The sequence below is a fragment of the Thermomonospora umbrina genome, from assembly GCF_003386555.1.
In the GTDB taxonomy this organism is placed as follows: Bacteria; Actinomycetota; Actinomycetes; order Streptosporangiales; family Streptosporangiaceae; genus Thermomonospora; species Thermomonospora umbrina.
Genome location: NZ_QTTT01000001.1, coordinates 6836760 through 6857044 on the forward strand (window position 1 = coordinate 6836760; position 20285 = coordinate 6857044).

A 20285-nucleotide genomic window follows, 5' to 3' on the forward strand; every position below is an offset into this window, starting at 1 on the left:
GCGGCACGTACAACCTGCTCGAACCATGAGGGTCTTGCCACCGCAGGGGATCGGTAGGGCAAGGACGTCGAGGTGACCCGCGGCCTGAAGGTGGACATGCTCGCTGCCCAGGAGATCATCGGCCCCTGGTGAGCGGGCGCGGGCGAGATGCCGGCCGCACTCGGTCGACGTCGGCATGGAGTGCATGTGGGCCCAGGCCGACCGGGGGTCGCGCTAGGTGCTGGTGGCCATCCAGAAGTGTTGATGGGTGGTCTCGTTCTGGCAATGGGTGGCCAGGCTGAGTAGTGGCTGGTGGCCAACGTGGCTGGTGGTGGGTGGCCGGCGAAAATGGAGGTGCTGATGTGTGAAAGACGCCTCCGGGCCGGGGCCGCGGAGGCGTCTTCGGGTGGGAGAGTGGTTCTCCCTCAGGGGCGGGGGTGAGCCAGGGATTCGCGCGATGCGCCCGGGGCGGCGGTGTCCGGCGGCAGGCCCCTGCTCTCGGCGGGTTCCCCGGGCGCTCTTGCCATGGTCGACCTTTCCGACACGCGGCGCCGTCGTTATCGCACCACGTCGTAGACGAGCTTGGCGACGCCGTTGGAGTAGGTGGCCGAGTCCCGAAGCCTCAGGTTCCTCTTGTCCACGTCCCGGCGGCTGAACAGGCCCTTCCCGGCTCCCAGCAGGACGGGGAAGACCAGCAGGTTGTACCTGTCGATCAGGTCCGCGTCGCCCAGGTGCCGGGCCAGCTCCGCGCTCCCGTGAATGAAGATCGACCCGCCCTCCTCCCGCTTGAGCGCCGCGACGTCCTCGACCGAACGCAGGATGGTGATCGGACCCCAGTCCTGGACCAGGTCGTCGTCGCTGAGCGTCGTGGACACCACGTACTTCGGAAGGCCCTTGTATGCCGCATGGTCCTCAGATCCCGGCCAGATCGGCGCGAAGGCGTCGTAACTGCGACGACCGAACATCAGGGCCGTCGTGTCCGCCAACTCCTCGCCCTTGAGCGAGAAGGACTCCGGCACGAAATCGGTCTGCGCCACCCAGCCGCCGCTGCGGTGGCCCTCGGACCCGCCGCCCGGCGAGTCCAGCACACCGTCAAGCGACATGAACCCCGTGTAGACCAGCTCACGCGTCATCATTCGTCCCTTCGGAACCGGCAGCCCGCCTGGCCACCTGCGATGGGATTCACCCTGCCGGCAGTCGTTTACGGTTTTCTTACCGAGGCGCCACCACCAGGGCTGAACCGCCTGCTCGAGCACGATGTGGGCTACGGAGCGGCGCTGACCCGTCCCGCGACACGAACCTCTTGATCAACCCCCGGCCGATACCGACCTCCGTTTTCCCTGGCCAGCCACCACCAGGACCTTGGACACTTACCACCACCCCGTGGCCACCGGCCACCAGCCGATCTGGCCACCCACCGCCAAAGCCCCCGGCCGCCCACCCCCGGTTCCTGGCCACCTACCCCCAGGTTTCACCGGCCGCCGGCAAGGGGTGGGCACGTGGATCGAGAACCGCCCGACGGTGGTCATGCCGACCGGCTGCACCGATCTGCGGTGACCGCCGGCGCGGGACCGCCTGTCCCGGCGGTGCACCCCGCGAACCCCACACCAGCGCCGGCACGCATCCAAGATCTCAAGCGGCGTTCAAGGGTGGCGCCTTCCAGCGCCAAGCGCAGGCTCTGCACTTGGGCGGGGCTGAGTGAACACACGAACCGACTCGGCGCGTCCCCCGAGCGCCGGCGCACCACCGCCGGCCGCGCATCGGCTCGGCCACCACACTCGCCGCGTCCATGAGACATGCCCCCTGTCGGCACCCGGACAAGACCCTGCGAAGGGGCCCGAATATCAGCGGTCGAGAGGTCTTTGCCGGTAGTGGCCGGCACGCCGGCGCCGTCCCGTGGGGCGACGGCACCGGCTACTGTCGGCGGCGTACGGAACTCCGCCGCCCACCTGCTAAGACACTTGTAGCAGTGCGGATCGAGTTCGAGTCAGACGACCCCGCGAAGGAGCGGCAGATGGCTTTTTGGGACAAGTTCCGCGAATCGGCGCAGACGATGCAGACCCAGCTCATGGCCAAGAAGAACGAGCTGAAAAGCGGTGCGTTCCGCGACGCGAGCATGGCGATGTGCGCCCTGGTCGCCGCCGCCGACGGCACCGTCGACCAGTCCGAGCGGCAGCGCACCGCCTCCCTCATCGCCTCCAACGACGTCCTGCAGAACTTCGCCGCCGACGACCTGCAGCGCCGCTTCAACGCCTACGTCGACAAGCTGACCGCCGACTTCGCCTCCGGCAAGGTCAGCGTCCTGCAGGACATCGGCAAGGCGAGCAAGAAGCCCGCCGAGGCCCGTGCCGTCATTCAGATCGGCATCATCATCGGTGGCGCCGACGGCCACTTCGACGACAACGAGAAGGCCACCGTCCGCGAAGCGTGCCGTGCCCTGGGACTGGCCCCCGCAGAATTCGACCTCTAGGTCGGCCCCGGTTCCGACCAAGCGGCGCGCCATGGCGCCGGCACCCGCCGCATCGTGTGCTCGTCGCAATCGGGCACCTCGGGGACGGGTGCCGCGGATGGTGCCGGTGGCGACCTCGGCGTCGAGCCCGGACGTCCTCGAACTCCCCGAACTGACGGCCCAGGCGACGCGACGAACTGAGATGCACCGGCTCACCGTCACACTGGTCGAACAGGGAATCGCCAGCCGAGAACTCCACCCCATCGACCCGGGCTTCACCCGGCACGCCATCACCGGCCTCCTCCTGGAGGTCGTGCGGGAACGCGGCGCGTCCCCCTCGCCCGCCCGCAGGCACGCGCCCTGCGGGGCGAATTCCTCGGAGAGGGCGGTGGCCAGGCCGCTGAGGGCGGACTTGGCGAGGGTGTAGGCGACCGGGCCCGTGTGCTGGAGTTTCGCGCCGATCGAGGAGACGTTGACGATCGCGCCCTGGCGGGCGATCAGGCTGGGCAGAGCGGCCCGGGTCACCCGGACGGCGCTGAAGAAGTTGAGCGCGAAGGCCTCCTCCCACTCGGCGTCGCCGGTGTCGAGGAAGCCGGTGAAGGTGAGCCCGTCGGCGTCGCCGCCTCCCACGTTGTTGACCAGGATGTCGATCCCGCCGAGCTTCTTCACAGCGGCATCGATGAGCTCGCGGGCGCCTTCCCCGGTGCTCAGGTCGACGGCGGCTGCGATCGCCCCGGAGGCCTCCGGCAGGCCGTGTAGTTCCGGGCGGTCGGCGCGAATTTCCGGCAGGACGAGAGTTCCTCCCGCCAGCCGGTGAACAGACGGGTGACCTGCTCGGCCGAGGGCGAGATCCGCAGCTTGGCCTGCTGGTGGCCGCGCGGCCGGTTCATCTCGTCGATCGGGCACTCGACCACACGGCCGGTCATCTGGTGGATCTCGACCTCGTGCCGCAGCTCCAGGAACAGGAAGAACGTCCTGATCGCCTGCGACCGCGCCAGCCGGGTGCCCTTCGCCGCGGTCCGCAGCACCTTCCCGAAGTAGGAGTCGGCGTCCCTGGGCTCCATCTCCCACAACGGCCGCCCGAACCAGGCACGCACCTGCTCCAGATGGACCACGTCCGCCGCGATCGTCCCGTCCGCGAGGCCCGCCGCAGCCCGCGCCAGGACGAACCCGGCCAGAACATCGGTCTCCAGAGCCTCCAGATCCTCCGGCGTCGTCGGAGCCCGAGCCACCCGAAGATCCCTCACCACCGCCAGCGCCAACTCCGGCCTCCCCGTCTTCACCACTGCCGCAAGACGAACACCAGCAACGATGAACCTTCAGGATTTCCGAAGTCTCTTCAGATGCCAGAATCGGCATAGATCCGAGGAAGAAGCCCCGGTCCAGGGACTACAGGCCGTGCGCGAGACCTCAGCGAACTCTGGGGTTGTTGCTTACTTCGGCGGTGTCGCGGTCGGGCATGGTCTCTGCCCGGCGAACGCGAGAACCTCGTGCACTGGACTGTGGAAGGGATTGCGATGAACGGGACCGAGCAGGGCGGGCCCGCTCCACCCATGACCAAGGAGTTCCGAGCATGGCGGTGATCGAGGACGTTCGGGCGCTGGGCACCGGGTTGGAGCGCTCTTACCAGGTGTATGTACGCGGCAGGTTGAAGTTCCGCGTCGGGCAGATCGTCTACGTGGCGTTCTCCCTCGACGAGAGCGTGATGGGTTTCGCGTTCCCCAAGGAGGAGCGGGCGGCCCTCGTCGCGAGCGAGCCGCACAAGTTCCAGATGCCATCGGCGTCGGAAATGCGCTTCAACTGGGTCCACGCCGAACTGGCGGCACTGGACCCGGCCGAGGCCCGCGAACTGGTCGTCGACGCTTGGCGCATGGTCGTCCCCGACAAACTGTCCCGCGCTTACGACCTCACCCATCCCAACGGCCCGGGCTGAGCCAACCCGCGGAGGTCCACACGACGACACCGAACCGGAATAGGCCGGCCGGGACGGCGTCCGCGTCGCCTTCCATCCTCGTGTCGAGTGCGCTCTACCAGCGCGGGCGCTACCGCAGTTGGTCGCGGCGGCGGGTGAGGTAGGCGGTCTCGCCGGTGTTGCCGGCCAGCTCGATGGCCCGGTCGTAGGCCGCGCGCGACTGCCGGCTCCGCCCCAGCCGGCGCAGCAGGTCGGCGCGGGTGGCGTGGTAGGCGTGATAGCCGGCCAACGCCTCGGCGAGGCGGTCGACGATGGCCAGTGCCACCTCCGGCCCGTCGAGCTCGGCCACGGCGATGGCCCGGTTGAGGGCGATGCCTTATCGGCGAGCGCACCTCAGGTCCGCTGTTCCTGGCCGACCGCCGCCCCGCCCCTGCCCGCACGCCCGCAGCCGCCGACCTGTGCCCGCACACCGGCCGCGGCAGGCTCTCGTACGAGCGCGCCGAGTACCTGTTCAAACAGGACACCAAGCAGCACGACCCCCGCCGCTGCGGATGCACCCTCCACCAGCTCCGCCACTCCCGGCTGACCCATCTCGCCGAGGACGGCTGGTCAGCCCCGATGCTCATGGCACTGTCCGGCCACGAGAACATCCGCAGTCTGGCGATCTACACCAACGTCAGCACCGAAGCCGTCGGCGCTGCCCTGGCTCAGCAAGACCCCGCACGCCGCCACTGCTAACGGCATATTGTCGCAGGTCAGGCCGCTATCCGTTGGATTTTCGGCGATTGCTACCGGGACCCCTGCCGGCCGGCCACTGCGGATCCGGCGCTCTATCGGAAATGGGTGCGCCGCCCTGGACGCCCAGGCCGCCGCGCTCGGCGAACACGCCGGGGCGAGATCAACGCTTGCGTCCGCTACCTGGCCAACCACGCCGCGTTCCTGCGCTATGACCGGGCGCTGGAAGCGGGATGGTCGATCGCCACCGGGCGTCATCGAGGAAGCGGTCCGGCACATCGTGGCCGACCCGCCTGGACATCAGCGGCGCCAGATGGGGCCTGGAGGGAGCAGAGGCCGTCCTGACACTGCGGACCATGGTCGCCAACGGCCACTTTCCGGCCTACTGGAGCCACCACCTCCATCAAGAACACCACCGTGTCCACCAAGACCAGTACGACCTGACCGCGTGATCGATTTCCCCTTCGGAAGGAACCACACCCTTCTCTATGGCCTCTGAGCCTCACCCGGCGACCTGAGCGCCTTCTGGAAGACCGGCAGCAGTTGGTCCATGGCGGTGGAGAGCCAGCCGGTCAGCTCGTCGGGCAACGTATCGTGAGTCCAGACCAGCCGGCTCCGCTCGGTGCCGTCGGCGAAGACCTGCATCGAGGTGTTGTCGTGCTCGACCTCGTCGCCGATCCATCCCCACACCATCCGCCGGGCCTGCTCGTCGCGTGAGATCAGCCGCTCCCTCGCGACCGTGCCGTCGGCGAACGTGAGCTCCCGGACGCCGGGCTCCACCAGCCTGCTGCCCGTGAACACGCCCGGCCCCATCCGCAGCGGCCCATTGACGAAGTCACTGATCGCGTCCCAGACCTTCTCCGGTGCCGCGTCGATGGCGATCTCCCTGCTGACCGTTCCCATGGCCCCGCCCTTCCACTCCGAGTAGACCTGTCTGTCTACCTCGCCCCTGAGACTAGACAGACTTGTCTGGTATCGTCAAGGGATGCCGACGAAGGCTTCCGACACCCCGGCCCGTCGCCGCGTCCTCGACACCGCGTCCGCTCTCTTCTACGCCGAGGGCGTGCACACGGTCGGCATCGACCGGATCATCGCCGAGGCGGGGGTGGCGAAGGCGACCTTCTACCACCACTTCCCGGCCAAGGACCAACTCGTCCGCGCCTATCTGGAGGCCGAGTACGAGCGCCAGCGAACCGCCATCGAGGGTATCCGGGCGGCCGCGGCCAACGCCCGTGAGGCGCTGTTCGACATCTTCGGGGCTCTGGGCGCCAACGGCGCCGGACCGGGATTCCGCGGCTGCCCGTTCACCAATGCCGCCGCCGAATATCCCAGCCCCGCCCACCCGGTGCGCCAGACCATCGCAAACTACCGTCGCTGGAACCACGGGCTGTTCCACGACATCCTCACCGCCGCCGGCGACCCCACCCCGGAGCGCACGGCCACCATGCTCATGATGCTCCGGGACGGCATCGTCGTGGGCAGCGACCTCGACGACCCGAACACCCTGCGCCCCGTCATCAAGGACGCCGTCACCCGGATCCTCGACCGGGCCACTTGAGAATCGGCCCGGATCAGCATCCAAGCCTAGAGCCATCTCGAAGAACGGCCCCATAGGCGTTTGGGCAACCATGGCGAGATGTCTGCAAGACCCCGCCCACAGCGACCGAACGCTCAAGAACCCCAGCTCACCCAGGTCCTTCAAAAGGAACCACGCCCGGGCCAATTCCCAGTCCAGGAAGGTGGTTGCGCCCTTGTTGACGATCAGGTTCTTGCGGTGGATGTCAGCGTGGACGCAGGCGAATGGGCGAGGCGTCAGCCGGGGCCAGATGCCGCGCATGGGGGCGAGCGGATCGGCCGGAACACCGAGGTCCGCGTAGAGATCGCCGTAGCTTTCGCGGTAGGTGTTGTAAACCCTTGAGTGTGCGCTTGCAGGTGTCGTACGAGGCCTGCGGTGTCGCATCTGGCCGGCCAGGTGCCTGGCAGGGGAGGGAGCGCTGTCGCGGGGATGCGGATGAGGTTGGTGAACAGCGTGACGACATCGGCGATGAGGTGATCTGGAACGGGGCCACTGGGTGGTGCAATGTCGTTGAGCACGTTGCCGGGGATGTGCTGGTGGACTGGAAGGGTGGGTCCGGTGAGGTGAACAACGGCGTTCCCCGGCGGCGGCAGATCCAGCAGTTTGGGGGGATCTGTCCCGTCCGGTCGGAGGTTGTGGATGCCTACCCCCTGGTGGGCCGTGACTGCGACTGGTGCGGCGCCTGGATGGAGTACTCCGGGCGAGGCCGGCCCCGCCGCTACTGCTCCAAGAGCTGCCGCAACCGAGGCTCGGAGGTGCGCCGGCGACCGACGGAGCCGACGGCGCCGACCGGCCCCGGCCTGACCGAGGAACAGACACGGCAGATGGCCGTGCTGACCGGGGACCTACTGCGCCCGCCGGTCACCGCCCGCGACTGGGCCGCGCTCCTGGACGACCTCGCCGACGACCTCGCCGCCGGCCCGCTGCGCACCAAGCACTTCGACCACCGGCACCTGTACGCCGGTCTCGTCCGCGCCCTGACCGCGCTCGACGAAGCCCACCCCGGCGGGTTGGACTCCCTGGCCCGCCGCTAGCCCGGCCACCGGGCGTAGGCCCAGCACTCGGGTCCGTGACACCAGGGGCAAGGCAGCTCTGCGTGACGGCCATGCCGGGGAAGCGGCCGAGTGGGTCCGACGGTCCCGGAAACGGTCGGTTCCGGGACGGCCCCCGAGCCGGTTCTGGGACGGAAACCGGGACACCTCGTCCTGGGCGGCGACACTCAAAAAGATCATTGAGTTTCGGGACGGATTACGGGACGATCCGCTACCCGCTACGCGAACTCCGATCACGCAGAGCTACCTTGCCCCTGGTGTCGCGGACCCGAGTGCTGGGCCGTGGCGAGGGCGAACAGCGCGGTGCCGCGGTCGGGCTGGGGCCGGATTCCGATCTTGCGGAGGCGGAGGCCGATCTGGTCGGCTCCGAGCGGGTGGCCGGGCCGTCCGCCGGGGGACTTCTGGTCTGTTGCGGGTATGGCTCGGGCGTTCAGCGCCTGACCGGCGCCTTCCCAGGCCGATCCCCCTTCACGCGGGCGTGGACGCCGGGCAGAGCGGGGTGCGGCGTGCGGTCACGGCCAAGGCTCGCCGACCGGCACCGTAGGCGGCGGCGGGCGAGGCCAAACAGCGGAAGGGGACAACGGCCATGGAAGTATCGACGATCGACGCCGCCATGGAGAGTACCGGCGAGTTCGCCCCAGGGCTGGCCGGCGGCATCACCCATGCCACCACGAACGGGCTGGTGATCGTCAACAGCAACGCGGACTCGTTCAGACGGTTCTCACAGGTGTTCGTCTCGCTCGTGGAGGTCGACGCCCACAGCGTCCCGCAGATCGGGGCCGCGCGACTGACCGTCCATAACATCCAGCCCTACTTCCAGGGCGCGCGGGTCCTGATCAACGTCGAATGGAACAGCCCCTTGATCATCCAGATCAGCTGGCTATGGCGGACAGGTGGAATCACCGGCTGAGGACGCCTCCGGGAGCGACCCCACCCCAGCGGGGCGGGGCCCTGGGTCCTGCCCCGTGATAGTGGCCATCTGGAAGGGTTGTCAGGCGGTCTTGGAAGTGCCGTGTGGTGGCCGTTGTTCGTGTTGGTGGGTGGCCGGCGGAAGTAGAGGTGCGGGGTGGCGTCACCCGCGGGCCGGAGGTCGTCGGTGTCGGCTTCGCGAGCGTTGATGGGGCCGGCGGTGGGGGGCCGCCGGGGGGTCTCCGTCTGTCATGTCGGTGCGGCCCTCGAAGGTCTTGCCGTCACCTTGAACCGTGGCCTGCACCGCCACGCGCCCCGGGGCCCGGCCCCTCCCCGCCCGGCCGACCCCGGGGCCCTCACCCGAACCCTTCGGGAAGGCCGAGGTCGACGAGCGGTTCCTCGCCGAAGGCGGTGATCTGGACGGCCAGCGGCACCGGGGTCTCGTCGAGCGGCCGGGAGCCGAAGACGCCGATCAGCCTGCCCGCGCCGTCGATCGCCTGCCGCTGGTAGCGCCCGTCCACCCAGATCTCCTCGGCATCGGCGGCGGCCAAGACCTCCTCGGCCGTCGCGGTGCCCGAGCGCCTGAGGGTTCGGCGGGTTCCGGCGGGATGCCTTTCCAGAAGGAACCGGAGCTGCTCCAAGAAGCAGCGCCAACCTTCACCGATCTCGTTGTAGCCGTCGTCGCCCGGCGCGGGCTCGGCCTCGGTGGTCACGATCCGCACGGTCGTCCCGGTGCCCGAGGCGGCCAGTTCGATGCGTTGTCCGGGCTCCAGTTCGATCCGGTCCGGCCCGTGGCGCTCCGCGTGCTCGACGAAGATGTACCCGATCTCCCCGTCCAGCCCTTCGTGCTCCCACCCGAACCACTGGCGGATCCGCTCGGGCTCTGTCAGCGCCCGCCACACCACGTCCCGGGGAACATCCATCGCCACCTCGACCCGAAACGGCTCAAGCCCGTCCATCGACACTCCCCTCGACCCGGCATCACGCCCATCGTCCCCGGCGGCGGCACGTTGCGTCTCCAGGACAGAGCACCGCCCACGAGGCGTCGCGGAGGCCGTCGACGGGCGAGGCGGCGGGCGAGGTGACCCGCCCTGCGTCCACCCCCCCACCTGACCGGCAACGGGTCGATCGGCCACCGACCCCTTCCCTGGCCGCCCACCAACACCACCTGACCGCGCATCAACACCTACACCGGCCACCGGCCGACACCCGCTTGTCCGCCACACCAGCACAACTCATGGCCACCACCTGCACTCGACAGGCCGCCTACCAGCACTTTCACGTGTCCGTTAGCGCCCCGCCCCGCCCCGCCCGGCCGCGGTGTGCCGGTCCTCGGTGATCCTCAGTTCGGGTGCGGCCGGCGCGCTGAGCGGTGACGCCGCCGGCGTGCCGGATTCGCGGACGGCTGAGCCGGCGGGCTCCTCAGGCCCCGGCGCAGGAGCGTGGGAACGTCGCCGTCGCCTCGCCGGGGACCGGCGTGAAATCTTTCGAGGACCGTCCAGCGGATCACGTGGCGACCCGGAAACGCCCTGACCGGCAGGAACTCTGCTCGGCGGTAGGGGGCGGATTCGTTGTGGTGCCTGCGCGCCATTGTTTGAGTCCGTTGACATGGCGTCCGACGAGGTTGTGCTGTCCGCAGGATGCGGGTCGGGCTCCGCGGACCGGGCTGCGGGACCGCCTGGACGAAGGCGCCCCGGGAAGCGGCCGTACCATGGCGATCGGGCACAGTAGAACGTGACCGCACGGATGCAAAGAGTAGTCGTGGGCTTCGTTTGTGGTGTGCCGGCTGATGGCATGCCGATGACCACGGGGTGCACAGGACACCCAATGGCACAAGGGAGCCCCACGTGGCCCGCTACGAGATCATCGTGGAGACCGGGAACATCGAGAACTCCGGGACCGACGCCGACGTCTCCATCACTCTCTACGGCGATGCCGGCTCCGCCGGACCCGTCAAACTCGACGACGGCAGGGACAACTTCGAGAACGGCGCCATCGACCATTTCGTGCTGGACCTGCCTGCGGTGGGACGGCTGGAGACCATCCGAATCGGCCACGACAATTCCGGGGACAAGGCCGGTTGGTTCCTGAACCGGGTCCTCATCACCGATCCCAACGAGACCGTGGAGTTCGCCGCCTACCGGTGGCTGGCCACCGACGAGAACGACGGAAAGACCGAGGTACGGCTGGCCCGCCGCTGAGCCGAGAGGATCTCAATCCCCGGGACCGGGGCCGAGTCCGGGTGCGCGCCCCGAGCCTCTCGTCCGGGCTTCGGCTTTCCCAAGCTCTGGTGCGGGGGCGTTGCGCCCGCTCACGGCCGCTGGCACGCCCCGGAGCTGCTGGCAGATTGGGGGGCCGTCGGGCGTGGGCGAGGCGGGCAACGGTGGAGCAGCGCATCGGTGAGCGGGTGCCGTGGCCAACGCGCAGTCCCTCGGTGAGGCCGGTCAGGGATGCGGGTAGCGCCGTGCGGCTCCGGACGCGGCACAAGGTCAGCCAGGGGCCCAACCGGCGAGATTGAGAGGGATCAGAGGCGCGGGCTGGTTGCGGCGGGCGAGCCAGACCCGATTCCGAGCGTTGAGGCGTCGGCCGGGGTGGACGGAGCGGGCAGGACGGATGGGCTCGCGCGGCGCGATGCTCCGGCGCTCGTCCTCCTCGCCCTCGACGGGCGGCGGGTGCGGGGACGGCCGCGACCCGGGCGGGCGTCCCACCGCGCCAGGAACTCGGTCGTGGGGAACATCCTGCGCCCGGTCGCCGGGTCGATCGTGAACGGCGGCAGCGGGCCGCCCGCCTCGGCGGCCGCCTTCAGCGCCCGGCTGATCGCGCTGCGGTCGGCGCCCACCAGATGCGCCGGCCACGCGCCATGCCGGACGTCGTCCCCGTTCGGCTCGGCCGCCAGACGATCTCCCATGCCGGGCCACCCCGCGGGCCCGCCACGCCGACCCTGCCGACACGCGGCGACCCGACTAAGATCACGCCAAGAAGGATCACCGATTTCGATGCCTCCCTCCTCGGAACATTTCGAGGAATCGATGGCTTCTGGGGCAATCATGATGTTGCCATTCGAGATGGGCGTGTATTCGATGCGGCAACCAGTCGCTATGGCGAGCCATTCGATGAATGCGTACAGCATTTTCAGTATCCTGATTTTCTCAAATTCACACCTCGGGAGCCAGGGGGGGCGGCGATCATGGACGCTTGCAATCGAGCCGAGGATGTACTCCGTAGGCCAGGTGCTTATGGGTTGAGGACGTTTGACCAGGCGGTGTCGTTCTTTATGGGATTTGACGCGGCGATGGAATGGCGATTTCTCGACGGGTTCCGCGATCACTTGGCCCGCCAGGTCGGGGAATCAGGCGGCAGCCTTGCTTGGCCTGCCCTGGCGTCGAGGTTGCCCGTCAAGGAAGGCGGCGGGTGTAATCTGGAAGAACGGCGGATCGCCGCCCTCTTTGACGCCTTGAGGGAGTTTTTGGATATCCCTCCGCAATAGGTGGCCCGCCGAGATCTTTTTCGGAGAGCTTTCGGGTCGTCTGACAGCAGTCGTCAACGGAGGGCTTTCATGGCACAGAGGCGGTCGGGAGACGGCCGCAGCGCGGAGGCAGGGTGCTCAAAGGCGCTCCCTAACGCCACGTCGACTGCGGCTAAAGGCCATGGTAGGCCCCGTCTGCCATGACGTGGCCTGCGGCCAACGTCTAGCCGATGCCCAACCTGCGGTGGGCTTGGCGGTCGTTGCGGTCGCGGGCAGCCGACCCTGATGACCAGCCGGGTGTTGGCATCGATGGTTGAATTGCTAGCATAATGCTTCCCGGAAATTGCCTAAACGATTGGCAGTCAGTGCCGGTGGATTTGTTTCGGCTGACGCTGGGGGCTTCTGTGCCGGCTCGTCGGCGACTCCGGCCTCGCCCACCGAGGGAGGCCCGGCGGATCCACGGAGACGGTACGGTCGCGGCCCGAGCCTCCAAACGCAGACCGGGTGACCAATTCTGCTCTGCATACCCGACGATGCGGGTGGGCCTATCCGGCCCAGGGGTTCGGTCCTTGCTTGAGGATGGCGAGGTCGCGAGCTTGCTCGGTCGGCCAGAGATCGATCTGGTAGAGGAAGTGATCGCCGGGGCCGCCGTTGGTTTCGACGGGTGGTGGCTGGGTCGGGATGTAGGAGACCCGGGCGCGCAGCAGCTTGGCGGGAACGGTCAGGCTCGGCCCGTCATCCGGGTCGACTCCGGGGCTGGATATGGACAGCAGGCCCGTCGGAGCGTCGAGGTCGGTCTCCACGATGTGCTCGGCCGTGGGCTCGGTCACCGGCTCGAAGGCATGGACGGTGATCAGCGCTTCGACCATGTCGTCGCGGGTGGTGCCGACGGAGATCGAGTGGGGTTCCACTCCGATGCGGTGGATGTTCACCGCGTCATCGGTCCAGCCCGCCGGCGGCCGGCCAGGGTCCATCGCGTGGTCGGTCATCCAAGCGTCGTAGGGCTCGAGGTCTTGGACATAGAACTGGCCGTGATCGGCATCGATGAGGAACTTCAGCGAAGCGTCCGCCACCGGCGGAGGCTATCGGAGCTCGCGATCAAACGCCTGCACGGGATCAACCTGTCGCCCACCTCCGTGCACTGCATCCTGGTCCGCCACGGGCTCGACCCGCTGCGCGACCAAGAACACGACCGCCCGCTGCGACCTGAACCACGGGGACGTCAAGAAGCTCGGTCGCATCCCGCCGGCCCGGCGGCCGGATCGCGGTGTGCGTCGACGAGGTCGAGCACGCCCGGTCTTTCATGGAGATGGAGCGGGTCGTCTCCGGGAGCGAGTCCGGGGCGGCGGTGCAGCACGAGCTGGACCGGTGGGCGCGTTCGCTGGGGGTCGAGCTGCAGCGCACGACCGACACCTACGATTCGCTGGTCCGCGCAGCGCTGTCCCCGGCCTGATCCCTTCCTGCTCCGGCGTGGGGAGGCCGCGTTCGGCCTCCATTTTTGCGACGTACGCCTGAATGTCGGGCAGGGATGCGCCGTGGGACTGGGACTGCATCAGGTCACCTCATCGGATGCGGGTGGCTGATGAGGTTGCGACGGCTAGCAGTCGATCATGGTCTGGTCGGGGTGGTCAGCCGATCGCGAGGGTGAGCTGTCCGGTTGGTGCGGTGCGGGGCGGGTGGGGTGTCCAGGCGCGCCGGAGGGTGTCGGTGAGGGCGTCGGCGTGGGCGGTGGCCCGGCGGCGTTGCGCGGCGGTGAGGTGGGGCTGGATGTCGAGTTGCACACGGCGGGTGGGCGGGTGCCAGGACCAGGTGCCGGCGACGGTTCCGTTGACGATGATGGTGGGCAGGGCTTCGCCGATCTGGTTGAACGCTCTGCGTTGCGGTTGTCCGGCCAGGTAGCGGGTGCGGGTCTGGAAGTACGCCTTGAGTGCGGTGTCCTCGTGCGCCAAGAGCGCGATCCCGGTTCCGGGTTCGGCGCCGGCGCGGTACTCGGTCAGCCGGTCGGTGAACATCCAGCAAGGGTCTTCGGCCCAGGGGGTGGTGACCTGGACGAGTTCGCGGTCCAGGGAACGCAGTGCGGTGGTGATGTCGGCGGCCGACAGGCCCGACCACCACATGGCGTCGCGGATGGTGGAGGGGCCGTAGCGGTCGAAGTAGGCCCCGATCAGGGCGGCGACGGCCTCGCGACGGTCCATGGTGAGGTCGAGGGCGGGGTAGGCGCCGGCGGTGAGGTCGAAGACGCGGACTTCGCGGTTCCAGGCGCGGGTGGTGTTGAGGTAGGCGAGGGTGCCGTTCTCCCATGCGACCTTGACCGCGAGCCGCGTCACCTGGACGGGCACGTTGCTTTCGGCCAGGTGGGTTTCGATGGTGCGATGGTGCAGGGGCCCGTGGCGGCCCAGCAGGTCACGCAGGCGGTCGATGGTCTGGTCGATGACGGCCGGGGGGTGGCCGGCGTTGTGGACGGCGCGGCGTGCGTCCCGGTCGCGGAACCGCAGGGTGGCGACGTGGGCGGCGGCGGCCAGAGGCAGCGGCAGGGTGTGCAGGGTCTTGCGCATGCACCGCACGGTGATGAGTTCGGCTCGAACCTGCTCGGTGAACAGGGAGACGGGGGCGGCGGGGGTGCCGGTGCGGGCGGCGACGATGGCGTACGGGGAGGGCAGCCGAGCGGCGTGCAGTCCGAGCGCGGCGTCGGCGACCTGCACGGCCGTGTCGAGCTTGGGGGCGTCGGCCACGCCCTGGCGGGCCAGCAGCCAGTTCCACATGCGGACGGCGGCGTCCTCGTCCAGCACGTATGGGGCGGCGCCGCCGCCGAGGGGGGAATGGGTCGATACGGCCACGGGGGAAGGCTAGCCCAGCCCGGCCTGCGGCCCCGGCGACATTGGTGATCGACCCGGACGACGTGGTGGCCGTAGTGGCCGACTTGGCCGAGCTCATCGTGACCGAGGTCTCGGTGTGGCAGGAGAAGGACGCGGCGGAGCTGGCGGAGCCGTTGGATGACGCGCGGTGGGCGCTCGAACTGGTGGGTGAGGCGGCTGAATCCGCTCGCGGAGATGTGCGCACGAAAACGCCTGTGTCAGATGCCCCCTACTTCGCGTCGACCCAGCTCAGAAGCCCCGACTCGAAGAGATCCACGCCAACCTCATCGACCGGCTCACCGAGGCCAAACAGCAGGGCTGGCTCGGTGAAGTCGCCGCCATCGAGACCACCCTTGGTGCCGCTGGCCAGAAGCTCAAAGCCATGCGGGAAGCGACCTCACACACGAGCGTCGTCAGCCTCGGCATGCCCGACATCCGCAGCACGACGGGAAGAACGACCGAGGTGAGATCATTCCGGGATGCTCCTGCCCGCGACGTCTCCGCAGACCCACAGCCTTGAGTGCGTCCGTATTGACGACCATGCCGAATCCCACAAATGGACCACCGTCCCCGGAACGGCCGTCGGGACATTGCTCGACCAGGAAGCCGCGGAGCTCCTCGACGTCGTGGCGAGCATCCCGACAGGCGACGTCATGCGCTGCTTCATGCCCGGCTACGGCATCCGCGCCCGCAGCGCAGACGGCCTCATCCTCTTCGAGATCGCGTTCTGCTTCCAATGCAACAACGCGCTCGTTCTCCAGCCCGAGCCGCACCAGCGACAGGACCTCGTCGGGTTCAAGGCCGACAGCCGGCGAGGCCAGGAGCTCCTGGCACGCTTCCGTGCCTTCTGACCCGGTCACGCCAGAACGACACGTCGAACTCGACCCAACCGGCCGACATAACGGCCACTGTCCGTGACCATGACGACCCGCTGATCGCCAGAACACTCTTCAAGATCAGTCCGGTTAAGCAAGCGTGCTCGTGTAGGCGTACTGGGCGGAGACGTGGACCATCGGCACGGCCGCGCGCACGCAGTGATCGTTGACGGAGTACCGCTCGGCGACCGCCTCCCCGCCCTCCGATCGGCCACACTCCTGCTGAGTCCAACCACGGGCCACCCGGGCATCCCTGATCAACGCCGCAGGGGTCGCCATACCCCCACGCTGACCAACACCGAACCGCTGCGCAACCTCCTTCCGCAGACACCGGACCTCACCCGACCAGGGGCGGGCCGGTGCAGGGACCAGACCCTCGATCTCGGCCACCGGGCGAAAGGCTGAACCCTGTGGCCGCCACCGGCGCCCGCTAGGCTGCGACCGGTCGATGCGAAGAGGGGGGCCTGGGTGGTCCAGGAGGTAGAGGTCAAGTACCGGGTGTTGGACCTGCCCGCCCTGCAGGCGGCGTTGGCGGCCCGCGGGGCGATGTTGTCGCCGCCGGTGCATCAAGATGACCAGGCGTTCGCTCCGGCCGGCTGGTCCTACGGGGAGAACAAGGTCGGGGTGGTGTTCGCGCGGCTGCGCACCCAGGACGGCGTTCACCTGTGGACCGTGAAGCAGCCGGTCGACAACGAGATGGCGTGCGTGGAGCACGAGAGCGTCGTGGCCGACCGGGAGGCGATGGAACGGTCGCTGATCCTGATGGGGTGGGCGCCGACGGTCCGGATCGTCAAGACACGCCGCACCGCCCGCCTCGACCTGCCCGGCGGCCGGATCGCGGTGTGCGTCGACGAGGTCGAGCACGCCGGGTCTTTCGTGGAGATGGAGCGGGTCGTCTCCGGGAGCGAGTCCGGGGCGGCGGTGCAGCACGAGCTGGACCGGTGGGCGCGTTCGCTGGGGGCCGAGCTGGAACGCACGACCGACACCTACGATTCGCTGGTCCGCGCAGCGCTGTCCCCGGCCTGATTCCTTCCGGATCGCCCCTGATCGTTGCGGCAGCGGCTGGGCATTAGAGGCGCCCTCGATCGGTTGTTCATGATCCGTGCCCGCCCCGATGAAGGACATCGCCCATGACGTACGCCGACGACTCCGCCCGCCTGGCCGGCCTGCTGCGCGACCTGGTCAAGGCCCTGGAGGAGGCGGGCGTCGACCCTAGCGGCCCGAGCACGGCCCGGCACCTGATGGACAACGCCCGCGCCGCCGCCCGCAAACTCGACCCCGAGACCGTACCGGTCGAGTCCACGGCTTCCACTGACCGCTGCCGCTCTTACGGCGCCCCGCTCCCCAAGGGAGCGGGGCGTTGTCGTGCGTCCGGTCAGAACAGGGCGTTGTCGTCTGCCTCGGTGATGGGCGTGACGGGGAGGCGGGGGGTGTGGTCCAGGCGGAGGGTGGCGGTGACGGCGGCGTGGTCGGTGAGCCGCTGTTCGCGGGTGTCGTGGAGGTAGGAGCAGTCGGTGATCCGCCCGGTCAGTGGCCTGGCCAGGTGGAGGTAGTCGTAGCGGTAGCGGTCTCCGGTGCGTCCGATCCATGAGTGCGGGTGGGGGGCGTGCGGGTGGTGGTGGTCGTGGACGTCGACGAGCCCGAATGCTCCGAGCCGGTCCAGGAAGTCGTACTCGAACGGCAGGAATCCCGGCAGCGGGGGGTGGTGGGTGCGGGCGATGACGTTGTGGTCGCCGCTGAGCAGGAGCCCGTCGCGGTGCTCGTCGGGAAGGGCGGTCAAGGCGTCCAGGACCGTGGCGGTGAACCGCTGTTTGCGGTCGGTCTTGGCGGTGCTGCGGTTGCGGCTGGGCACGTACACGCCGATCACGTACAGGCGGGGGCGGGTGTCGAGGACGGCGGCGGCGACGCGGCCGGGGACGCTGACCTTGTCCAGGGAGGGCAGGCGGTCGTCGAGGACGGGGACGCGGCTGATGAGGGCCGCGCCGCGGTCGGCGTCGTCGGGGGTGTTGACGACGGTGTAGCCAGCGCGGGCGAAGCGGTCCAGCAGGTGGGCGGTGCCGGGCCCGGCGCTGGTCTCGGTCAGCAGCACCACGTCGTCGTCGCGGCCGGTGAGCCATTGAAGGAGCCGGTCGGCTCGGGGGCGGGCGGCGGCACCGATGTTGACGGTCAGCACCGACAGGCCCGATGACGGGTCGCCCGACCCGCGGGGCCGCCGGGCGGGAGCGGTGGGCGGCATCGTGGGAATCCTTCCGTCAGGGCAGATGCTCGCGCATCCGCGCGGCGACCTCGTCCACCGTCCGCCGCTCGGCGTCGATCACGATCTGCGGCCAGCCCTCGTCGGCCAGCAGCCGCCGCGCCTGCCGATACAGGTCCACCTCGCGTGCCGGGCCGCCGATCTCCTCCAGGCGGGAGCGGCGGGAACGGGCGGCGAGCCGGGTCTGGATCGTAGCGGCCTCGGCGGTCAGATAGACGGTGAGGTCGGGGATCCGGGCGAACCTGTTGTAGGCCCCGATGTCGGCCACCGCCACGCCGTCCAAGCGTTGCAGGACCAGGGAGGACGGTACGTAGCGGTCGCAGAGCACGGTCGCGCCGTCGGCGAGGGCGGGTTCGATCTCGGTGTGCAGGTGGTGGGCGCGGTCGGCGGCGACCGCCAAGGCCAGCGCCCGGCCGGTCAGGCCGGCCTCGCCGGACCGCACGAGGCGGCCAGCCGCGAGGCCGACGGCTCGGCGGTCACTAGAACCGGGACGCTTTCGCCGCGCAGCAGGTCGGCGAGCGCGGCGACGGCCGTCGTCTTCCCGACGCCGTTAGGGCCCTCGACCACGACGAACGCCCCGCCGGTCATGCGGGACGGGCCGGTGGGCGGCCGATCTGCAACAGCGGCGTACGGCCCGTGGGTCCGGTGACGGGGCACTGGTCGGTGTCGACGTCGCCGATCGGCCGCCGGAGGCGACGACGGCCGCCGGGCAGCCCTTGCCGCACCCGGCGCCCATCGAGCAGGACGAACAGGTGTCGTTGCCGCCCATGGCCAGCGCGGCGGGGTCGTAGGCGTCCAGGCGGGCGGCCACCTCACCGTCATCGGTGCCGCGATCGAGGATGTCGCCGACGAGGAACTCGGTGTCGCGATGTTGGGACTGTGGGGTGCGGGCGGCGAACACCAGGTAGGGGCAGACGGCGGTCTGCCCGTCGGCGAAGACGTAGATGAGCGTCCCGGCGTCGCACCCGGCCAACGGCTTGTCGTCGTTGGGGAACCGGATGTGGACGACGTCGACGCCCTGCTCGCGGTACCGGCCGGTGATGTCGCGGATGGTGGTCATGGTGGCGGTGTCGGCGGCCAGCCGGCCCTGGCTCTTCACGCCCCGCCCCATGGACGGCAGCGGGTTCATCAGCACGTACTCCGCGCCCACCTCGACGGCGAACGCGCACAACTCCCCGAACTCCTCCGGGTCGGTGAGGGCGTTCGGCGTCGACAGCAGCCCCTGCAGCAGCCCGGCGGCGGCCAGCCGCCGGACCGTGTCGACGGTGACGTTGAACGAGGACCGGTCGCCGCGGAAGCGGCCGTGGCTGTCGGCGCGGAACCCGTCCAAGCTCACATTCACATGCACGTCCCCGCGCCGGTCGTGCTCGGCCCGCGCGGCGATCTGGGCGTCGGTGATGAGCGTGGCGTTGGAGCAGATCCCCACCGGCAGCCCCAACTCCACCAGGTGCTCGACGATCCGCAGCAGATTTGGATGCACGAACGGCTCACCCCCCGTCAGCGTGACCCTGCGGACGTGGGCCTCCAGCAGGCGGGGCACCACCACCTCCACCAGGTCCTCGAACGACATGTCGAGACCCTCCTTGGAGGAGGACACGAAACAATGAACGCAGCTTCTTTAGGCTCTTCGCAGTTGTCGTCTTCGATCTTGAGGAGCCGTAGTTGGAGCTGGTGGAGCGTTGGTGTGTGGACTTCTACGACCTTGTCGGTGGAGAGTCGCCGGTGATCGGGGTGGAGGGGTTCGGGGACCTGCACGAGCGGGCGGCGGCCAACGGGGCTCGGCATGGTACGCCGGTGCTGGTGTGTTCGTCGGGTCGGGTGGATCCGAGGGTCAATCTGTTCTTCCGGACGGGTGAGATTGCGGGGCGTGCTGCGTCGACGTGGCGGCGGTACGCGTACGCGCTGGCGGTGTGGCTGGAGTTCTTGGCGGTGTTCGGTAAGGAGTGGCACGAGGCGACCGCAGGGGATATGGAGGCGTTCAAGCATTGGCGGCTGACCGATCCGGCGAACGGGGATCGGGTTGCTCCGTCGAGTTTCGACACCGACCGGGCGGCGCTGAACTCGTTCTACCGGTGGGCGTCGGGCCGGTACGGCGTGGCCAACCCGGTCCCGTCGGTTTCGGGCGGGGTGCAGCGACAGCTGAGACGCAGCGGATGGTCGGAGGGCTCTGGGGAGGCCGGGATCCGTTCCGCCCGGCGGGTGCGCGACGCAGCCAGGTGAAGT

Annotated in this window: 23 protein-coding genes and 3 pseudogenes; 13 read left to right on the forward strand and 13 right to left on the reverse strand. The window is 69.3% G+C overall.

Translation table 11 applies throughout. From position 1 onward, the window contains the following. Positions 1-536: 536 nt before the first annotated feature. Positions 537-1112 carry a dihydrofolate reductase family protein gene (locus DFJ69_RS30890; RefSeq protein WP_116027026.1) on the reverse strand — a complete coding sequence of 192 codons (576 nt, stop codon included), beginning with the start codon at positions 1110-1112 and terminating at the stop codon, positions 537-539. An 881-nt stretch (positions 1113-1993) separates the two neighbouring features. Here DFJ69_RS30890 and DFJ69_RS30895 point away from each other — a divergent pair. Both DFJ69_RS30895 and DFJ69_RS30900 read left to right on the forward strand, forming a co-directional pair. Further along, the gene (locus DFJ69_RS30895) at positions 1994-2449 is read left to right on the forward strand and encodes a tellurite resistance TerB family protein (RefSeq protein WP_116027027.1); all 456 of its coding nucleotides are present in this window, start codon (positions 1994-1996) and stop codon (positions 2447-2449) included. 97 nt (positions 2450-2546) lie between these two features. Next, positions 2547-2855, forward strand: coding sequence for a hypothetical protein (locus tag DFJ69_RS30900; protein WP_116025843.1), 309 nt, complete (start codon positions 2547-2549; stop codon positions 2853-2855). Here the strand turns inward: DFJ69_RS30900 and DFJ69_RS36575 are convergent. Together DFJ69_RS36575 and DFJ69_RS35920 are read right to left on the reverse strand one after the other, a co-directional pair. After that, a pseudogene (locus DFJ69_RS36575) lies at positions 2846-3238 on the reverse strand (SDR family NAD(P)-dependent oxidoreductase); the annotation flags it as partial. The gene DFJ69_RS30900 and the pseudogene DFJ69_RS36575 sit on opposite strands and share 10 nt — an antisense overlap. Beyond that, a complete protein-coding gene (locus tag DFJ69_RS35920; protein WP_245974648.1) occupies positions 3136-3660 on the reverse strand; it encodes a hypothetical protein in 525 nt (174 codons plus the stop codon). The gene DFJ69_RS35920 and the pseudogene DFJ69_RS36575, both read right to left, overlap by 103 nt. A gap of 341 nt (positions 3661-4001) precedes the next feature. Between DFJ69_RS35920 and DFJ69_RS30910 the strand changes: the two genes are divergently transcribed. Next, positions 4002-4361, forward strand: coding sequence for an MmcQ/YjbR family DNA-binding protein (locus DFJ69_RS30910; RefSeq protein WP_116025844.1), 360 nt, complete (start codon positions 4002-4004; stop codon positions 4359-4361). Positions 4362-4470: 109 nt separating this feature from the next. Here DFJ69_RS30910 and DFJ69_RS30915 read toward each other — a convergent pair whose 3' ends face one another. Beyond that, positions 4471-4689: a hypothetical protein gene (locus DFJ69_RS30915; protein WP_211328866.1), complete on the reverse strand. Its 219-nt coding sequence runs from the start codon at positions 4687-4689 to the stop codon at positions 4471-4473. A gap of 158 nt (positions 4690-4847) precedes the next feature. Here DFJ69_RS30915 and DFJ69_RS35925 point away from each other — a divergent pair, with 158 nt between their 5' ends. Continuing rightward, on the forward strand, positions 4848-5078 hold the full coding sequence (locus DFJ69_RS35925) for a tyrosine-type recombinase/integrase (RefSeq protein WP_245974802.1): 231 nt from the start codon (positions 4848-4850) through the stop codon (positions 5076-5078). Between the two features lie 483 nt (positions 5079-5561). Here the strand turns inward: DFJ69_RS35925 and DFJ69_RS30930 are convergent, their stop codons facing one another. Then, the gene (locus DFJ69_RS30930) at positions 5562-5978 is read right to left on the reverse strand and encodes an SRPBCC family protein (RefSeq protein WP_116025847.1); all 417 of its coding nucleotides are present in this window, start codon (positions 5976-5978) and stop codon (positions 5562-5564) included. An 82-nt stretch (positions 5979-6060) separates the two neighbouring features. On the opposite strand from DFJ69_RS30930, the gene DFJ69_RS30935 reads away from it, so the two are divergent. After that, the gene (locus DFJ69_RS30935; protein WP_116025848.1) at positions 6061-6633 is read left to right on the forward strand and encodes a TetR/AcrR family transcriptional regulator; all 573 of its coding nucleotides are present in this window, start codon (positions 6061-6063) and stop codon (positions 6631-6633) included. Between the two features lie 135 nt (positions 6634-6768). Here DFJ69_RS30935 and DFJ69_RS36580 read toward each other — a convergent pair. Next, positions 6769-7035: pseudogene (locus DFJ69_RS36580) on the reverse strand (phosphotransferase); the annotation flags it as partial. A gap of 251 nt (positions 7036-7286) precedes the next feature. Between DFJ69_RS36580 and DFJ69_RS30940 the strand changes: the two are divergent. Both DFJ69_RS30940 and DFJ69_RS30945 read left to right on the forward strand, forming a co-directional pair. Next, complete coding sequence (locus tag DFJ69_RS30940; RefSeq protein WP_147312523.1) at positions 7287-7685, forward strand: hypothetical protein; 399 nt, start codon at positions 7287-7289, stop codon at positions 7683-7685. 604 nt (positions 7686-8289) lie between these two features. Further along, complete coding sequence (locus DFJ69_RS30945; RefSeq protein ID WP_116025850.1) at positions 8290-8613, forward strand: hypothetical protein; 324 nt, start codon at positions 8290-8292, stop codon at positions 8611-8613. A 355-nt stretch (positions 8614-8968) separates the two neighbouring features. Here DFJ69_RS30945 and DFJ69_RS30950 read toward each other — a convergent pair whose 3' ends face one another. Next, complete coding sequence (locus tag DFJ69_RS30950; protein ID WP_116025851.1) at positions 8969-9571, reverse strand: SRPBCC family protein; 603 nt, start codon at positions 9569-9571, stop codon at positions 8969-8971. Positions 9572-10459: 888 nt separating this feature from the next. Between DFJ69_RS30950 and DFJ69_RS30955 the strand changes: the two genes are divergently transcribed. Then, on the forward strand, positions 10460-10813 hold the full coding sequence (locus tag DFJ69_RS30955; RefSeq protein ID WP_170177869.1) for a PLAT/LH2 domain-containing protein: 354 nt from the start codon (positions 10460-10462) through the stop codon (positions 10811-10813). Positions 10814-11136: 323 nt separating this feature from the next. Here DFJ69_RS30955 and DFJ69_RS34660 read toward each other — a convergent pair whose 3' ends face one another. Continuing rightward, the gene (locus DFJ69_RS34660) at positions 11137-11742 is read right to left on the reverse strand and encodes a hypothetical protein (protein WP_170177485.1); all 606 of its coding nucleotides are present in this window, start codon (positions 11740-11742) and stop codon (positions 11137-11139) included. Between the two features lie 111 nt (positions 11743-11853). On the opposite strand from DFJ69_RS34660, the gene DFJ69_RS34665 reads away from it, so the two are divergent. Then, the gene (locus tag DFJ69_RS34665) at positions 11854-12099 is read left to right on the forward strand and encodes a hypothetical protein (RefSeq protein ID WP_116025855.1); all 246 of its coding nucleotides are present in this window, start codon (positions 11854-11856) and stop codon (positions 12097-12099) included. Between the two features lie 524 nt (positions 12100-12623). Here DFJ69_RS34665 and DFJ69_RS30975 read toward each other — a convergent pair. Further along, the gene (locus tag DFJ69_RS30975; protein WP_211328867.1) at positions 12624-13151 is read right to left on the reverse strand and encodes a hypothetical protein; all 528 of its coding nucleotides are present in this window, start codon (positions 13149-13151) and stop codon (positions 12624-12626) included. A gap of 194 nt (positions 13152-13345) precedes the next feature. Here DFJ69_RS30975 and DFJ69_RS30980 point away from each other — a divergent pair, with 194 nt between their 5' ends. After that, positions 13346-13531 (forward strand): hypothetical protein, encoded by a 186-nt coding sequence (locus tag DFJ69_RS30980; protein ID WP_116025856.1) that lies wholly within the window; start codon positions 13346-13348, stop codon positions 13529-13531. Positions 13532-13706: 175 nt separating this feature from the next. Here the strand turns inward: DFJ69_RS30980 and DFJ69_RS30985 are convergent, their stop codons facing one another. Continuing rightward, positions 13707-14915, reverse strand: coding sequence for a DNA glycosylase AlkZ-like family protein (locus DFJ69_RS30985; protein WP_147312525.1), 1209 nt, complete (start codon positions 14913-14915; stop codon positions 13707-13709). Positions 14916-15412: 497 nt separating this feature from the next. On the opposite strand from DFJ69_RS30985, the gene DFJ69_RS30995 reads away from it, so the two are divergent. Beyond that, positions 15413-15784, forward strand: a complete 372-nt coding sequence (locus DFJ69_RS30995; RefSeq protein ID WP_147312526.1) for a hypothetical protein — start codon at positions 15413-15415, stop codon at positions 15782-15784. A gap of 492 nt (positions 15785-16276) precedes the next feature. Next, complete coding sequence (locus DFJ69_RS31005; RefSeq protein WP_116025860.1) at positions 16277-16834, forward strand: class IV adenylate cyclase; 558 nt, start codon at positions 16277-16279, stop codon at positions 16832-16834. 349 nt (positions 16835-17183) lie between these two features. Here the strand turns inward: DFJ69_RS31005 and DFJ69_RS31010 are convergent, their stop codons facing one another. The 3 genes and pseudogenes from DFJ69_RS31010 to DFJ69_RS31025 all read right to left on the reverse strand — a co-directional run. Continuing rightward, positions 17184-18044 (reverse strand): endonuclease/exonuclease/phosphatase family protein, encoded by an 861-nt coding sequence (locus DFJ69_RS31010; protein WP_116025861.1) that lies wholly within the window; start codon positions 18042-18044, stop codon positions 17184-17186. 16 nt (positions 18045-18060) lie between these two features. Further along, the gene (locus DFJ69_RS31015; RefSeq protein WP_116025862.1) at positions 18061-18504 is read right to left on the reverse strand and encodes a dTMP kinase; all 444 of its coding nucleotides are present in this window, start codon (positions 18502-18504) and stop codon (positions 18061-18063) included. 108 nt (positions 18505-18612) lie between these two features. Continuing rightward, positions 18613-19665 (reverse strand): annotated as a pseudogene (locus tag DFJ69_RS31025) (radical SAM protein); the annotation flags it as partial. Positions 19666-19733: 68 nt separating this feature from the next. On the opposite strand from DFJ69_RS31025, the gene DFJ69_RS35110 reads away from it, so the two are divergent. Then, positions 19734-20282 (forward strand): site-specific integrase, encoded by a 549-nt coding sequence (locus tag DFJ69_RS35110; RefSeq protein ID WP_245974803.1) that lies wholly within the window; start codon positions 19734-19736, stop codon positions 20280-20282. Positions 20283-20285: the final 3 nt, after the last annotated feature.